The sequence below is a fragment of the uncultured Thiodictyon sp. genome (assembly GCF_903828115.1).
Taxonomy (GTDB): Bacteria; Pseudomonadota; Gammaproteobacteria; order Chromatiales; family Chromatiaceae; genus Thiodictyon.
Window position 1 is genome coordinate 1 of the sequence record NZ_CAIKKU010000657.1, and the last position, 14,657, is coordinate 14,657.

The window sequence follows — 14,657 nt, forward strand, 5'->3', positions numbered from 1 at the left end:
GTATCGCCACGGATTCTCTCGCACTCAAATTGCATCGCTTCTCCGAGTACGACAACGATTACGACACCGACAACGACAACGACAACGACAACGATTGTCCGTCCGACGGGCGTCACGCGGTGCAATGCCAGTGTAGCCGCCAGTCCGCCCCGCGGACGTAAATTGCCCGTAAAACCTCGCCCTGCGGTTTTACCAAGACCTGCCTAGGCCCCACCCCGCCGGCTGCCTAGACTGCAAGCACCGACCCACCGCGGTCAACCTGGAGGTGACGACCATGGCACTGATGACCCGTCTGGCGCGACTGGTGCGCGCCGATCTCAACGCCGTCCTGGACCGACTGGAGGCGCCCGAGCTGGTGCTCGCGCAGGCGGTGCGGGAGATGGAGCAGGCCCTGGACCAGGAGCGGCGCGCCCTCGCCGCGCTGGACCGGGAACTGGCCCGCCTGGCGCTGCGCGATACCGCCCTGACCGAGGAGGAGGAAGGCACCGCCGCGGCCCTGACGGAGGGGCTGTGCGAGGGCCGCGAGGCCCTGGCGCGGCCCCTGATCCGCCGGCGCCTGGAGACCGGTCGCCGCCGCGCCGCCCTCAAGACCCGCCGCGCCGGGCTCGCGGGCGAACGGGGGCGCCTGGCCGCGCAACTGGAGTCCCGGGCCGCCCGGCTCGCCGACCTGCGCGCCCGCGCCGCCCTGTACCTCGACGACGGCGACCAGGCGCCCGCGGCCGGCGCGGCCGATGAGGTCTGGGGTCCCGCCTGGTCCGGTGCGGACCCCGCGGTCTCGGACGCCGAGGTGGAACTGGAACTGCTGCGGCTGCGCCGCCAGGGGGGCGGGTCATGAACCGCCCGAGTTTTCTGGAGGGCGCGCTGGTCGCACTCGGCGCCGCGCTCGCAGGCTCGGTGCTCTACACCGGGCTGCGCCTGGCGCTCCTGCCCGACCCGGCCCTGGCCCTGACGGTCGCCGCCCTGGGCCTGGGGTACCTGCTGTATCTGCTCGGGCGCAGCGGCGAGCGGGTCGGCCGCGTGCTGCTGGTGCTCGCCTGGGTCCCGGTCACCGCCGCCGCGCTGGGCCTGCTGCCCGGGGTCTGGGGCCAGGTGGTGGTCCAGCTCGGTCTCATCTGGGTGGCGCGCGTCTGGAACTTCCATCGCACACCCACGGCCGCCCTGCTGGACCTGGGCCTGGTCATCGGCGGGGGCGCCGCCGCCCTCTGGGCCGCCGTCCACAGCGGCAGCCTGTTCCTCGCCGTCTGGTGCCTGTTCCTGGTCCAGGCCCTGTTCGCGGCCATTCCCGTCCGGACCGGGCGCGGCCCCGACCCAACCCTGGGGCCGACTGCACCGGCGGAGCCCTTCGACCTGGCGCGCCGGGCGGCGGAGGGGGCCTTGCGCCGGATCGCCGACCATCCATAGGAGCGCGGGCGTCCCGCCCGCGATTCAACTGCACGATTGCCAAAAGAGAAGACGCTCATGAACACCAAACTCATCGGCCTCGGCCTGTTCGGACTCACCGCCGCCGCGGTGGCCTATTACCCCCTGCTGACTTCGTCCGCGCCGCCCCCCCTGCCGGTGCAGACCGCGGGGCAGCCGCTCGCAATCACCGTCCCCCAACCCCCGCCGGGGCAACGCCCGGTGGTGGAGGCGGTCTTCGTACTGGACACCACCGGCAGCATGGGCGGGCTGATCCAGGCGGCCAAAGACAAGATCTGGGCCATCGCCTCCACGCTCGCCGCCGCCCAGCCGGCGCCCATCATCCGCATGGGCCTGGTCGCCTACCGCGACCGCGGGGACGACTATGTGACCCGGGTGGTCGACCTCTCCCCCGATCTGGACCGGCTCCAGGCCGAGTTGTTCCAACTCCAGGCGCAGGGCGGCGGGGACGGGCCCGAGAGCGTCAACCAGGCGCTGCATGAGGCGCTGACGCGGATCAATTGGAGCCGGGACCCGGGCGCCTACCGGGTGGTCTTCCTGGTGGGCGACGCCCCGCCCCACCTGGATTACCAGAACGACGTCCCCTACACCCAGTCACTGGCGCAGGCGCAGCAACGCGGCATCCGCGTCAACGCCATTCAGTGCGGCCACCAGGCAGACACCCGCGGCGAGTGGCAACGCATCGCCCAACTCGGCAACGGCGCCTATCTCCAGGTGGACCAGGCGGGCGGCGCCGTGGCCATCGCCACCCCCTACGACGCCCGGCTGGCCAAACTCTCCGCCGAATTGGACGACACCCGCATCTTCTACGGCAGCGCGCCCGAGCGGGAGCGGCGCGCCGCTGAGGTGGCCAAGGCCGGTGCCGCCAAATCCGCCGCGGCCCCGGCCGCGCTGGCGCGCCGCGCCGAGTTCGTCGCCTCTCCGAGTGGCGCGGCGAGCCTGACCGCCGACCAGGAACTGGTGGACGCGGTGCGCAGCGGCCGGGTGGACCTCGACAAGCTGCCGGCCGCGGCCCTGCCGGCCCCCCTGGCGAAGCTCGATGCACCCGAGCGGGCCAAGGTCGTCGCCGCGACCGCCGCGCGGCGCGAGACCCTGCGCCAGGAGGTGCAGGACCTGTCGACGCAGCGGGCCGGCTATCTCAAGGAGAAGGTCGAGGCCGCCGGGGGCGCCAAGGACTCACTCGACCACCAGCTCTGGAGCACGGTGCGCAAACAGGGGGCGGAGGCGGGACTGGGCTATGGTGAGGCCGGACCGCGTTACTGACTGGCGGACCGGCGCTGACGCTGCCACACTAGCCGCCGCACGGCGAGGCGGTGCCCACGGGGGGCGCCGGCCGCGCCGACCCAGGCAGCGAGGCGCACCCATGAGCATGATTCCCACCACCTATCGTACCCTCATCGACCCCCTGATCGACGTCGCCCGGGGCATCCTGGAGTCCGGCGAGCACCTGGTACCGGTCGCCTTCGTCGGCAACCTGACGAGCGGGCAGACGCACCAGGTGATGATGAGCGCGGCCTCCGAGAGCGCCAAGGACGAGTCGGCCGAACTGGTACGGCACCTGGCCGCGCTGCATGAGGCCGACTTCGTCTTCGTCATCATGGACGCCTGGGGCCTGCCGCGCGCCAAGATGCACCGCTACAAGGAAATCCTGGAGCGCTATGGCTCCATCGGCGCCTCCCCCTATCGCGTCGACATCGTCTCCTTCACCCTGGAGACCCGCCACGGCCTCTGGGTCGCCCAGATGCAGGTCAAGCCCAAGGGCGTCTCGAAGAAGCGGCGCACCTTCGGCGAGCCCGCGTTCGAGCTCTTCACCGAGGCGCAGGGGCGCTTCGTGCACCTGCTGCCGGAGTCGGAGGCGGGGGAAGCGCCGAGCGGGGTGTTGCACTAAGGGAATCCAATCATCAGGTAGCCGGTGCCGCTGCCGTCCCCGGCCATCCCCAGGCCCAGATAGGCGGGGCCGATCAGGGTGTCGATGCCGAGGAACAGGCTGCTGCCGAAGCGGGTGCCGGGCAACGTCAGGAGCGGGTTGGTCTGCGTGACCGATCCGACCTCCAGGGAGCCGCCAAGATAGACGCCGCGCGCCCAGGAAGGGGTCAGGGCGGGCAGCCGCCGGTAATAGGCGAGCGCGCCGAAGGCGACCTCATTGCCGCGCAATTCGTCGTTGGCGTAGCCGGACAGGTGCAGGAAACCGCCCAGCGCGAACTGGTCATAATAGGGCATGGTCTCCCCGAAGCCGCGGCCGACCTCGGCCCGGCCGACCAGGGTGTGGTCCCCGACGCTGTAGGCACCAGTCCAGCGACCCAGGGCGCGCCGGTAGCTGCGGTCCGCACCGAGGGCCGGCTCCGGCGCGCGCAGTTCCAGGACCACCCGGTTGCCCTGCCGCGGCAGTTCGGGGCTGTCGAGGGTGTCGTAGCGCAATGAGGCGCGCGGCCCGCTCTCATTGAGCGTACCCTCGAATAGAATTGGTTCACCCGTATCGCGTTTGGGCGTGGCGGTGCCCAGCGCCAGGCCCAGGCGCAGTTCCGCATTGCCGCCGAAGAGGGTGGCGCCGACATCCAGGCCGGCGCTAGCGCGCACCAGGTTATAGCGCGCGATGCGGGTACTGTCGCGAAAGACCCCGAGCGGGGTCGAACCCAGGCCCAGGCTGGGCACGACGAAGGTGCTGCGATCGACCGCAAAGGGTTGAAAAAACTCGGTATAGAGACCCAACACGTTGCCGAACTGGGCACTTGTGAGCCACTCGGCGCCCAACGGATTGACCCAGGTCCGGCGATAGGTCCCGCGCACACCGAAGCGTTCGTCGCCCTTGAAGTCGGACGACAGGCCGAGCCCAACGCTGAAGTACCCGGGTCCCCAGGGCTTCTCATGGGCCCGGATGACCAGGCGATTGGTGCTCCCCAGCGGGTCCAGATCATAGTTCAGGTTGGTGAAGTCGCTGCGGGCATAGAGGGTCCGCAGGTCTGCCTTGAGGCGCTCGCGCGCCAGCGGGTGGCCCTGCTGATGGGCCGCCAGGGGGGCGAAGAGCGCCGGGGCGACCCGCTCCAGGCCCCTGATTTCGACCTGCGCGACCGGTGCCTCCTCCGTGGCCGGCAGCGACCGGCGCGCCCGCCAGGCGGCATAGTCGGCGGGGCTCAGAGCAAGGTGCCGCAGCCGCGCGGCGACGGCGCGGGCGGCCTGCTCACCGGCGCGGATGGCCTCGGCGACGCGCGTGAAGTCGCCCGCACCGATGGTGCCCAAGTCCGGCGCGATCAGGATGTCCCGGCGCGGACGCAGTTCCTTGAGTGAGCGTTCGACGTTCTGTTCGGTGAGGATCGCCAGCATCTGCGCCATGACCCCGACCACCGAGTGCAATTGATCGCGGGGGAGATAGGAACCCCCCAGGTTGACGGCGATCACGATATCCACCCCCATGCGTCGCGCCACATCGACCGGCAGGTTGCGCACCAGGCCGCCGTCCACGTAGAGATGGTCGTCGATCTCCACCGGGGCGAAGACCCCGGGAAGCGACATGCTCGCGCGCATCACCTGCGCGAGCGGTCCCGCGTCGAAGACCTTCATGGCCCCGTTCTCGAGATTGGTCGCCACTGCGCGGAAGGGGATCGGCAGGTCGTCGAAGCCGCGCCGGGCCTCGACGCCCTTGACCAGGTCGCTGAAGAAGACCTCCACCTGCTGCCCGGCGAGGGCCCCGCCCGGCAGTCTGAGCTTCCCCTGCTGGACGCCGAAGCTCAGATCGACGGGGGTCTGAACGTCGCGCTGTTTACGGCGGATGGGCCACTCCTGGCGCGGCGGGTCATCCAACAGCAGTTCGGCCCAGTCCACGCCGGTCAGACGGCGCTCCATCTCCGCCGGACCCATGCCGCCGGCGTAGACCCCGCCCACCAGGGCGCCCATGCTGGTCCCGGCCACGGCACTGATGGGGATATGCAACTCCTCCAAGACCTTGAGCACACCCACATGGGCCGCCCCGCGGGCCCCGCCGCCGCTCAAGACGAGACCGATACGCGGGTAGGCCAGGTCCCGGGCCATCCCGGGCAGCGTCACACAGCAGAGCAAGAGCAGCAGCAACAGGCGTCTCATCGGGGTGCCCCAGGGGTCGGTGCGGCGTCGGTGCCGCGGGCGGTATCATAGCCGCGGGGTGGCCGCCGATGGCGAACGCGCCGATGCCATCCGGACCGGGGCGTGAGACCGCTCCAGTGCTCTCGCGCGCAATATCAAGACCCGCCCGACTGCGTAGGCGCTGGATCGCTCGCGATCCCCAGCCCCGAAGGGGCGCGACATACCAGCCCAGGGCAACGCCCTGGGTGGTCCGCCCTATAGAGTATCGAGCCCTGAAAGGGCGTGACATCAGCAAACGTTAATTTTAATCGCGTTTTTTGCAAAAAATTTGCAACGGTCGATTTAGACAGGCGCCTGGAACTATTGGTACGCGCCCGCCTGGTGGCAAAACGCGGAGATGCGTATGAATTCGCATATCCTTACGTCTTTTATTTCTTCTTGGGAAGATGGCTTGCGAGGCATTTGGAGGATGCAGGGGTGAAGACAAAAGTCGAGGACTGCGCTCGCAGACTTGATGTGAGGAAAAACGCAAGCGCGATCCTCTTTTTGAGCTATCACTCCAACAATAGATGGATTATCGAGACAATAGCTAGTGCTCTTGTGGACTGTATGCCTTCATGTAAGGCAATAGATCTGGACAAAGACATCTGTTTTATCAATGAACTTGCCGACACCTCGTCTAGAATACTCATTGCTGCGCCGGATGTGGGACTCAATCAAACAGAGGCGAGGAAGATTCAGGACGGCCTGGAGAGCATGGATCAACCGGAAGCCGCAGCGTCAGACAGCCATGAAGAGGAGACTCCGGACGATGGAATTGTGGAGCTACGGCGGCTGAACCTTCTATTTAAGACGGCAGAAATTTTAGGGCAAATTATCAAGAACTACTATGGATCTCTTGAGCGAGAGATCAAGGAAGAAAAGCTAGACCAAGTGATGGAAGCACCGCTAAGAGTGCTTAGGCGGTTCTTTGAATTGGTCGGAAACGATCCCGATGGCTTCGTAAAAGGGATTGAAGATGCGTTTCTTAGAGAGAGAGCGAAAGATCTGACGCCGTCCGAGTTGAGGGATGCCGCACGGGAGATTTCGTATAACTTGCTCGGGGTGATCGCAACTGGTTTTATCTTGCGCACTGGGTCATGGGTAGGTTCTCGGCGTATAGAGGAAGATGTCGAAAATGTGATTCAAAGGCACGACTCTACAGCGCGAAGACTCATTCAGTAACCGAGGGGCTTGGGCTTTAGGGCATGGCCCTTGGCCTGTGGTCGTTCGGCGGACGAATATTCCATTGACAGCATGTCCCCCAAAGGCTATCGTTACCTCCATGAGCTGGGATGTTGAGTATACCGATGAGTTCGGCCAATGGTGGTCTGGCTTGTCTGAAGGGGAGCAAGAGTCGCTGGCGGCGTCCGTGCGCCTGCTGGAAGAGCGTGGCCCGACACTGGGGTTCCCGCACAGCAGCAGGATTTTCGGCTCAAAGCACAGTCATATGCGAGAACTGAGAACCCAGCACGACGGACGGCCCCTGCGAACGCTTTACGCGTTCGATCTTCGGCGCTGTGCCATCTTGTTGATCGGCGGCGACAAGACGGGCGATGACCGTTGGTACGACGTGAAGGTCCCGCTCGCCGACCGACTCTACGACGCACACCTCGCACAACTTCGAGAGGAAGGGTTGATCGATGGCTAAGAAATTTGCGGCGCTGCGGGCGCAACTGTCCCCGCAATCTCAGATACGCGCCGAGGCCAAGGCGCAGGCCATGCTCGCCGAGATGCCGCTGAACGAGTTGCGCCAGGCGCGGGGGTTATCTCAGAAAATGCTGGCCGAGGTGCTGCATGTTCAGCAGCCTGCCATCGCCAAGATGGAGAAGCGGACCGATATGTACATCTCCACGCTACGCAGCCACATCGAGGCGATGGGGGGTCAGTTGGAGGTCGTGGCGCGCTTCCCGGATGGGACGGTCAAGATCAGCAACTTCTCCGATCTCGGCGGCACCGCCGCATAAGCAGCGAGGGCATCCGCATTGTCGCTCAGCCTACCGGCCGACGTGACGATTGAGGTCGGCGCCCACGACTCCCACCGTCTCGCCCGCGGCGTGGATCACCCTGGCGCGGCGCAAGCGCTACGCCTCGACCAACCAGGCGTGCGCCTGCGGCAGGTCGGCATGATCGAAATACCTGACGGCCGCCCAGGCGTCGGCGCACGCCGACGCCAGGTCGGCATGGTCGAAATACTTGACGGCAGCCCGAATGAACGGCTTGCAGAAGATTGTCATACCATGCTGCCAGCGTGTTTCGCCGACCATCGCCATTCGCTCGATGTCGGTGGAGGGCCGGATGCCGGGCTTGGCGTCCTCCCACCTGGCGCCGGCCTCCCGGCCATGGAATTCGGTCATGTTGAACAGCAGCCGCAAGGCCCCGTGCCGCTCGATTCGCCGCTCGAACTCGGGTACGAAATGCTCGTAATCCGCCTTCACCAGCTTCCCGCTGACCTGGATGACGAGCACCTTGCCGTCGCCTACTTCGTTGAGTTGTATGGACATGGGGGACTCCTGAGGGGAAACCGGGGGCCTGGTTCGAGCAGCTAACCGCCGCGGCGGCACTGTCGGGCCTCACCTAGAGAATGCTCGGCCGGGCAACGCGCAGCCGTCTGTGCGTTACCCAACACTGGGCATGAGGCGGCCGGGGGCCGCCTCGACGGCGCCCGTTTCGGGCGTTCGGCTTCCGCCTTGGTGTTCGGCACCGGTTCGGTTATCGTGCCGTGTCTTCGCGCCTGGCCTCACGCCCCTATGTCACCCGTCTCTGCCCTGGTCACCGACGCTGCACCTGTGCTCAACTTTCGTTCCGGGAGGGTCTATCGTGGCGTTTGATCGCCTTCCCTCGCCCCCAGTCCCGCACGCGACTGGTCGGAGTTCCCGCCCCATGTCGGTACTTCTTGGCAGACCCCGCGGCAGCGTCCCGGCAATCGTCGCCTGGGGTGTTGCACTGCTCTGTCTGCTTGCCCCCGCCGGCGCAAGATGCGACGCGCCGCGCCCGCTCCCTACCGGTTCCGCGAGCGGCATCCCGCCCGCGGAGGTCGGCCACTACGCCCTCGCCGACCGGGGTTTCGCCAGTGACCGGGCGCTTGCCGACAAGCTGCCCGACGCGTTGGGCTGCGAGCCGTCACCGTTTCCGCTGAAATGGCCGGCCTGGCTCGGCGGCGGGCTGGGCGTGATGTTGGTGTTGTTCGGCAGCTGGGTCTGGACCCGGCGCCGCGGCCGTGAACGTCTGCGGGTGAGCGAGACGCGCTTCCGAGCCTTCTTTGAGAAGACGTCATCGGTGATGTTGCTCATCGATCCCGCCGGCGGAGCCATCATCGCCGCCAATCAGGCGGCGGTGCGCTATTACGGCTACCCGCCGCAAGACCTGGTCGGCATGCCCATCAGCGCGATCAACACCCTGCCCCCGGACGCGGTGGCGCTGGAGCGGCAACGGGCGCTGCGCGAGGAGCGCAATTATTTCAACTTCCGGCACCGGAACGCGACCGGCGAGGTGCGCGACGTCGAGGTCTTTTCAACGCCGGTCGACGTCAGCGGCAAGCCGCTGCTGTTTTCCGTCATCCATGACATCACGGACCGTAAGCAGCAGGAGATTGCCCTGCGTGAGGCCAATGCGCGGCTGGCCTTGGCACAGCGGGCCGCCCATGCGGGCGTGTGGGACTGGGACATCGTAAGCGGCAAACTGTCATGGTCGGATGAATTCTTTCATCTGCTCGATCTCGATCCGGCCACCACGCCGGCGAGCTTCGACACCTGGCGGTCCGCGCTGCATCCCGCCGACCTGGCGGCGGCCGAAGCGCGTATCGGCGACGCGATTCGTGCCCATGTCCCGCTGATCAACGAATATCGCATCATCCTGGGAGCGGGAGAGTCGCGCTGGATCTACGTCAGGGGCGACACGACGTACGATGCGCAGGGTCAGCCCCTGCGCATGATCGGAATTTGTATCGACATCAGTGCGCGCAAGCAGATGGAGGAGGCATTGCGCGATAGCGAGGAGCGGTTCCGCACCTTGGCGGCGCTGGCACCGGTCGGCATTTATCTGGCATCACCCGCCGGTAACTGCCTGTATGCCAACCAACGCTGGTGTGAAATGGCGGGGATGACCCCGACGCAGGCGCTCGGTGACGGATGGTTATCAGCACTGCATCCGGCGGATCGCGCATCCGTTGCCGCGCACTGGCAAGGGACGGTCGAATCTGGGGAGCGTTGGGAACAGGAATACCGCCTGCAAACCCCCGGGGGTGTCATTACCTGGGTTCACGGGCTGGCTACGCCGCAACGCGATGTCACCGGCACTATTCTCAAGTATATCGGTGTCAATCTGGACATTACCGAGCGTCGGCAGGCCAGCGATGTTCAGGCCTTTCTGGCGCGCACCAGCGGGCGCTCTCGGGAAGAGACATTTTTCCATGCGCTGGCGCGCTACCTCGCTGAAACGCTGGACATGTTTTATGTCTGCATCGATCGCCTGGAAGGGGATGGACTGACCGCCCGCACCCTCGCGGTGTGGTGCGACGGGCATTTCGAGGACGACTTAAGCTATGCCCTGAAGGACACGCCCTGCGGCGATGTCGTCGGCAAACAGGTCTGCTGCTTTGCCGCCGGTGTCTGCCAGTCCTTCCCGCGTGACCAGGTGCTCCAGGACTTGCGGGCGGAGAGCTATATCGGCACGACGCTATGGAGCCATGATGGCCGACCAATCGGCCTGATTGCGGTGATCGGCCGCGAGCCGCTGCGCAACCGCCCGTTCGCCGAATCCGCATTGGAGCTGGTGGCCCTGCGCTCCGCCGGGGAATTGGAACGGCTGTTGGCCGAAGAGTCCCTGCACGCCAGCGAAGAAAAATTCCGCACCCTGGCCGAGTCTTTGCCGCAAATCGTCTGGATGACCAGGGCCGACGGTTGGTACATCTATTTCAATCAGCAGTGGGTCGATTACACGGGGTTGACGCTGGACGAGAGCTACGGCCATGGTTGGAACCTCCCCTTCCATCCCGATGACCAGCAGCGTTCCTGGGAGGCCTGGCAGCACGCCGTCCAAACCGATGGTGAATACTCGCTGGAGTGCCGGTTGCGCCGCGCCGATGGCGTATACCGCTGGTGGCTGATCCGGGGTGCGTCGCTGCACGCGGCCAACGGCCAGGTCATCAATTGGTTCGGCACCTGCACCGACATCCAGGACCTCAAGGAATCCCAAGCACGGTTGCGCCTCGCCGCCGGCGTCTTCACCCATGCCAGCGAGGGCATCATGATCACCGCCGCCGATGGCACCATCATCGATGTCAATGACGCCTTCAGCCACATCACCGGTTACCGCCGTGATGAAGTCCTGGGCCGGAATCCGCGCCTGCTCAGCGACCCCTGCCAGGGACCGGCGTGCTACGCCGACCTGTGGCGCCACCTGATCGCGCACGGCCAATGGCGGGGTGAACTCTGGAACCGCCGCAAGAACGGCGAGGTCTATGCCGTGATGGAGACCATCAGCGCCGTCCCGGATGCCCAGGGCCAGCCCCAGCAGTTCGTGGCCCTGTTCTCCGATATCACCCCGATCAAGGAGCACGAACGCGCGTTGGAGCGCGTCGCGCACTATGACGCGCTGACCGGACTGCCCAACCGCGTGCTGCTGGCCGACCGCCTGCAGCACGCCATGGCGCAGGCGCAACGGCACGCGCACCCGGTGGCCGTGGTCCTGCTCGATCTCGATGGCTTCAAGGTCATCAACGACCTTCATGGGCATGACGCCGGGGACCAGTTTCTGATCGCCGCGGCGGCCCGCATGCGGCAAACGCTGCGCGAAAGCGACACCTTTGCCCGGCTGGGTGGTGACGAGTTCGTGGCGGTGCTGCCTGATTTGGCCGACACCCAGGCCGGCGTGCCGATGATCACCCGACTGCTCGTGGCCGCGGCCCAACCGGTCCAGCTCGGCGATCTGGTGCTCCAGGTGTCGGCCAGTCTCGGCGTGACCTTCTATCCGCAGGCGGATGACATCGATGCCGAGCAACTGCTGCGCCAGGCCGACCAGGCCATGTATCAGGCCAAGCTGGCCGGCAAGGGCCGCTACCACTTTTTCGACGCCGAGTACGATCGCCGCCTGCGCGGCCATCACGAGGGCCTGGAGCGTATCCACCAGGCCCTCATGGCACATGAATTTGTGCTGTATTACCAGCCCAAGGTCAATCTGCGCAGCGGGACCGCCAGCGGCGCCGAGGCCCTGATCCGGTGGCAACACCCGCAACGGGGGCTCCTGCCGCCGGGGGTATTCCTGCCGCTGATCGAGGATCATCCGCTGGCCGTCGACCTCGGCGAGTGGGTGATCGACACCGCCCTGACCCAGATCGAGCGCTGGCAGACCGGCGGGCTGGCGCTGCCGCTCAGCGTCAATGTGGGCGCCCGGCAGTTGCAGCAGGCGGACTTTCTCGAGCGCCTGCGCGCGATTCTGGCGGCGCATCCGGCGGTCGCGCCAGGCTATCTGGAACTGGAAGTGCTGGAGACCAGTGCGCTGGACCTGGTCGGGGCCGCCCGGGTCATCGACGCCTGCCGGGCACTCGGGGTGACCTTCGCCCTGGATGACTTTGGCACGGGATATTCCTCGCTCACCTATCTCAGGCGCCTGCGGGTCGCCCGGATCAAGATCGACCAGAGCTTCGTGCGCGGCATGCTCGATGACGCGGATGACCTGGCCATTGTGGAGGGCGTGCTCGGCCTGGCCGCCGCCTTCCGTCGCCAAGTCATCGCCGAGGGGGTGGAGACCGTGGCCCAAGGCACGCGGCTGCTGCAACTCGGCTGCGAGCTGGCCCAAGGGTACGGCATCGCCCACCCCATGCCGGCCGCCGACCTCCCCGGTTGGTCGGCCGCCTGGCGCCCCGATCCGGCCTGGGTCGAGGTGGCGACGCCGAGCCGCAACGCGGTGCCCTGGACCGGCTCAGGACCGTCACCGTAGGGCGGATGCCCGCGGGGCGATCGGCCATCCCCCGCCATCCCCATCCACCGCAATGGCGCAACCGCTATCGCGTTGCGCCCTACTGCGCCCACGCGATGGTCGGCGTTATGGTCGAGGCCGCGAGTCACCCCGCCGCATTGCGCCGCAGCAGCGGCTCCACCAGGTCCAAGGGCAGCGGAAAGACGATCGTCGTGGTCTTGTCCCCGGCGATGGCGGTCAGGGTCTCCAGGTAGCGCAATTGCAGGGCCTGGGGCTGGCGGCCCAGGATCTCGGCGGCCTCGGCGAGCTTCTCGGCGGCCTGCATCTCACCCTCGGCATGGATCACCTTGGCGCGGCGCGAGCGCTCCGCCTCGGCCTGGCGGGCGATGGCGCGGACCATCGACTCGTCCAGGTCCACCCGCTTGATCTCGACGTTGGCGACCTTGATCCCCCAGGCGTCGGTCTGGGCGTCCAGGATGGTGCGGATGGCGTCGTTGAGCTTGTCACGCTCGGCGAGCATCTGGTCCAGGTCGTGCTGGCCCAGGACCGAGCGCAGCGTCGTCTGGGCGAGTTGGCTGGTGGCCATCTGATAGTCTTCCACCTGGATGATGGCGCGCTCCGGGTCCATCACCCGGAAGTACATCACCGCGTTGACCTTCACCGAGACATTGTCGCGCGAGATCACGTCCTGACTCGGCACGTCCAGGACCTGCACGCGCAGATCCACCTTCACCATCTTCTGCGCCAGCGGGATGAGCAGGAAGATCCCCGGGCCCTTGATCCCGGTGAAGCGCCCCAGGGTAAAGACGACCGCGCGCTCGTATTCGCGCAGGATGCGCACCGCGGAGACGAGCAGGACGGCGAGGATGATCAGCGGGACCAGGTAACCGGCGAACAGCATGATTTGGGCTCCTCAAGGGATCGGGTAAGTAACGAGTCGAGAACAAGTCAAACACCATCGTTGTCGTTGTCGTTGTCGTAGTCGTAATCGTTGACGTAAATCGGAGAAGCGATGCACATCGGGGTCCGAGAGAATCCGGGCTACGATAACCTCGATTACGACCACGACAACGACAACGACAACGAGGCGACAAGCATTCCCTAATGAACTTGTTCAACCTCTTGGTGAACCGTTCCTAAGGGTTCGACGACGAGGGTCAGTCCGTCGCGGGCCAGGACCCGGATGGCCGCACCCGGCGGTATGGGTTCGGGACAGCGGGCGCCCCAGACCTCCCCGTGCAGGTGGACGGTGCCCGCCCCCGGAAAGCCCGCCACGGCGGTGCCGCTGGCGCCGATCAGTTGCTCGCCGCCGGTCACCACCGGGCGCCGGTGGGTGCGGACCGCCAGGCCCGCCACCAGCGCCAGGAGCACCGCGCTCGCCACCGCAAACCCCGCGATCAGCGGCAGCGAGACCGCGCCGCCGGGGGCCTCGCTGTCGATCAGGATCACCGAGCCGATCACGAAGGTCACAATCCCCCCAAGACCCAGGGCCCCGAAGCTGGGCGTGAAGGCCTCCGCGATCATCAGCCCCAGCCCCAGCCCGATCAGGGCCAGCCCCGCCCAGTTCACCGGCAGCAGTGCAAAGGCATAGAGGGCCAGCACCAGACTGACGGCCCCCAGGGTCCCGGGCAGCACCGTGCCCGGATTGGCCAGTTCCAAGACCAGCCCGTAGACCCCGAGCAGGAGCAGGACATAGGCGACGTTCGGGTCGCGCAGCACCCCCAGGAGCCGGTCCGGCACGCTCGGTCGCGGCTGCGCCGCCGCGGCGGTGTCGAGCGCCCGCGGCGCGGCTGCGTCGTCGAGGGGCGGCCTCGCGGCCTGCGCCGCCAAGCTGCCCGGGTCCCGGGCGATCAGGGCGATGACCGGGGTGTCCGGCGGCGGGGCCTCCCCGGCGAACGCGGGCAGCGCCGCGACGGTCAGCAGGGCTAAGACCGCCGGCACCAGGAACCAGCGGCGGGACCGCGATGGGGTCATGACGGTTCTCCTTCTTTTGTGTCACTCCAAGCGTAGTCCGTGCGGGGCGCTTTGGTGCCAAGTTATCGGCCCGGAGCCGCTGCGCTCAGCCGGGGTTGTCGTTGTCGTTGTCGTTGTCGTTGTCGTTGTCGTTGTCGAGGTTATCGTAGCGCCCTGGATTCTCTCGCGCCCCAAATTGCATCGCTTCTCCGATTACGACAACGACAACGCGCAGGTGCCGCGTGAATTTACACCAGTCGCGTCCCCGGCAC

General features: G+C 66.8%; 13 protein-coding genes. 8 read left to right on the forward strand and 5 right to left on the reverse strand.

All coding sequences use genetic code 11. The features are described from left to right. Nucleotides 1–274: 274 nt before the first annotated feature. From QZY48_RS24795 to QZY48_RS24810, 4 genes are all read left to right on the forward strand, one after another. Nucleotides 275–835, forward strand: a complete 561-nt coding sequence (locus QZY48_RS24795) for a PspA/IM30 family protein (protein WP_295436097.1) — start codon at nt 275–277, stop codon at nt 833–835. Further along, complete coding sequence (locus tag QZY48_RS24800; RefSeq protein WP_295436099.1) at nt 832–1,401, forward strand: hypothetical protein; 570 nt, start codon at nt 832–834, stop codon at nt 1,399–1,401. The genes QZY48_RS24795 and QZY48_RS24800 overlap by 4 nt, the downstream gene beginning before the upstream one ends. 57 nt (nt 1,402–1,458) lie before the next feature. Further along, a complete protein-coding gene (locus QZY48_RS24805) occupies nt 1,459–2,682 on the forward strand; it encodes a vWA domain-containing protein (protein ID WP_295436101.1) in 1,224 nt (407 codons plus the stop codon). Between the two features lie 100 nt (nt 2,683–2,782). Next, nucleotides 2,783–3,307, forward strand: a complete 525-nt coding sequence (locus QZY48_RS24810) for a hypothetical protein (RefSeq protein ID WP_295436103.1) — start codon at nt 2,783–2,785, stop codon at nt 3,305–3,307. Here the strand turns inward: QZY48_RS24810 and QZY48_RS24815 are convergent. Next, entirely contained in the window at nt 3,304–5,496 is a 2,193-nt protein-coding gene (locus QZY48_RS24815) for a patatin-like phospholipase family protein (protein WP_295436105.1), read from the reverse strand. The genes QZY48_RS24810 and QZY48_RS24815 overlap by 4 nt on opposite strands. Before the next feature lie 261 nt (nt 5,497–5,757). On the opposite strand from QZY48_RS24815, the gene QZY48_RS24820 reads away from it, so the two are divergent. The 3 genes from QZY48_RS24820 to QZY48_RS24830 all read left to right on the forward strand — a co-directional run bounded on the left by QZY48_RS24820 (nt 5,758) and on the right by QZY48_RS24830 (nt 7,481). Next, a complete protein-coding gene (locus QZY48_RS24820) occupies nt 5,758–6,699 on the forward strand; it encodes a hypothetical protein (RefSeq protein WP_295436106.1) in 942 nt (313 codons plus the stop codon). A 100-nt stretch (nt 6,700–6,799) separates the two neighbouring features. Next, entirely contained in the window at nt 6,800–7,165 is a 366-nt protein-coding gene (locus QZY48_RS24825; protein WP_295436108.1) for a type II toxin-antitoxin system RelE/ParE family toxin, read from the forward strand. Continuing rightward, nucleotides 7,158–7,481, forward strand: a complete 324-nt coding sequence (locus tag QZY48_RS24830; protein WP_295436109.1) for an XRE family transcriptional regulator — start codon at nt 7,158–7,160, stop codon at nt 7,479–7,481. The genes QZY48_RS24825 and QZY48_RS24830 overlap by 8 nt, the downstream gene beginning before the upstream one ends. Nucleotides 7,482–7,598: 117 nt before the next feature. On the opposite strand, the gene QZY48_RS24835 is transcribed toward QZY48_RS24830, so the two are convergent. Continuing rightward, the gene (locus tag QZY48_RS24835) at nt 7,599–8,018 is read right to left on the reverse strand and encodes an STAS/SEC14 domain-containing protein (protein WP_295436111.1); all 420 of its coding nucleotides are present in this window, start codon (nt 8,016–8,018) and stop codon (nt 7,599–7,601) included. 379 nt (nt 8,019–8,397) lie between these two features. On the opposite strand from QZY48_RS24835, the gene QZY48_RS24840 reads away from it, so the two are divergent. After that, nucleotides 8,398–12,453 (forward strand): PAS domain S-box protein, encoded by a 4,056-nt coding sequence (locus QZY48_RS24840; protein ID WP_295436113.1) that lies wholly within the window; start codon nt 8,398–8,400, stop codon nt 12,451–12,453. Nucleotides 12,454–12,577: 124 nt separating this feature from the next. Here the strand turns inward: QZY48_RS24840 and QZY48_RS24845 are convergent, their stop codons facing one another. From QZY48_RS24845 to QZY48_RS24855, 3 genes are all read right to left on the reverse strand, one after another. Continuing rightward, nucleotides 12,578–13,333 (reverse strand): slipin family protein, encoded by a 756-nt coding sequence (locus QZY48_RS24845; RefSeq protein WP_295436116.1) that lies wholly within the window; start codon nt 13,331–13,333, stop codon nt 12,578–12,580. Between the two features lie 200 nt (nt 13,334–13,533). Continuing rightward, the gene (locus QZY48_RS24850) at nt 13,534–14,406 is read right to left on the reverse strand and encodes an NfeD family protein (RefSeq protein WP_295436118.1); all 873 of its coding nucleotides are present in this window, start codon (nt 14,404–14,406) and stop codon (nt 13,534–13,536) included. A 21-nt stretch (nt 14,407–14,427) separates the two neighbouring features. Beyond that, complete coding sequence (locus QZY48_RS24855) at nt 14,428–14,580, reverse strand: hypothetical protein (RefSeq protein ID WP_295436119.1); 153 nt, start codon at nt 14,578–14,580, stop codon at nt 14,428–14,430. Between the last annotated feature and the right edge of the window lie 77 nt (nt 14,581–14,657).